Genomic DNA, 1,258 nt, shown 5'->3' on the forward strand with positions numbered 1-1,258 from the left:
GGGGGCGGTCGGTTGTACCGAACGGGAGACCTGGCGCGCTGGCGAGCGGAGGGGACGCTGGAGTTCATGGGGCGGGTGGATCACCAGGTCAAGCTGCGCGGCTTCCGCATCGAGCTCGACGAGATCCAGTGCGCGCTCAACGAGTGCCCGGGCGTCAGGGAGTCGCTGGCAGTGCTGCAGGAACTCAGTCCGGGCCATCCCCGGCTGGTGGCCTTTCTGGTCGGCGAGGGCGTGCGCCCCGAGGCGGTTCGCGCCCAGTTGAAGCAGCGTCTGCCCGAGCACATGCTGCCGTCTGCCATCACGGTTCTGCCCGCCTTTCCCCTGACACCGAACGGCAAGATCGACCGGGCCGCCCTGCTGGCCCTGTCCGGGCGGGAGCGCTCGTCCGAACGCAGCGATGATGACCTGCCGGACGCTCCGATGGAGCGTCTGCTGGCGCGCATCTGGTGCGAAGTGCTGAACCTGGATCGAATCGAATCCCAGGACCACTTCTTCGAACTGGGCGGCGACTCGCTGCTCGCGTCGCAGATGATGGCGCGGGCACGCCGGCTCCTGAACGTCAAGGCGTCGGTCAATGTGCTGTTCGAGGCACCTGTCCTGGCCAAGCTGGCCAAGCGCCTGCAATCCGAGGGGGCTCGACTCGATCAGGCACGCGCCATGCCGTGGTGGCGCGCCGAGCGGCCGGCGCGTCTGCCCTTGTCCGGCGCGCAGAAGGGCCTGTGGTTCCTCGACCGTCTGCAGGGATCGAGCGAGGCGTACCACATCTCTCATGCGCTGCGCCTTCGCGGGCGGCTGAACATCGAGGCCCTGCAGGCCGCGTTGCAAGCGGTGGTCGATCGGCACGAAAGCCTGAGAACGGGCTTTGTCGAGGACGACGAGGGGCAACCGCTCCCGCGCATCAGCCCCACCGTGGCGGTCGCCATCCGGGTGCACGCTCTGGACGACGAGGGCGAGCAGGGAGAAGCCGCGTCTCGGGAAGACCGGCTGAGCGAACACCTGCAGGAACTCGTCGCGCAGCCGATGCGGCTCGACGGCGCATCGCTGCTGCGCGCACATCTTGTCCGCAACGCGCAAGACGACCATGCGTTGCTGATCGTCATGCACCACATCGTCTCGGATGGGTGGTCCGTGGCCGTGCTGATGCGCGAACTGGAACATTTCTATGCCGCCGGTCTTCGGGGCGAGAAGCCTGTCGTCGAGCGGCTGCCTGTTCAGTTCGCCGACTACGTGCTGTGGCAACAGGAGCAGGAGGATCGCG

General features: G+C 67.6%; 1 protein-coding gene. It reads left to right on the forward strand.

Annotation, left to right across the window (positions count from 1 at the left end; genetic code table 11):
* Nucleotides 1-66 precede the first annotated feature (66 nt).
* Nucleotides 67-1,258 (forward strand): condensation domain-containing protein (locus x551_RS22425; protein ID WP_253950465.1); only part of this gene is annotated, 1,192 nt, incomplete at its 3' end.

It is taken from the genome of Methylibium sp. T29, from assembly GCF_000576205.1.
GTDB classification, from domain to species: domain Bacteria; phylum Pseudomonadota; class Gammaproteobacteria; order Burkholderiales; family Burkholderiaceae_C; genus Methylibium; species Methylibium petroleiphilum.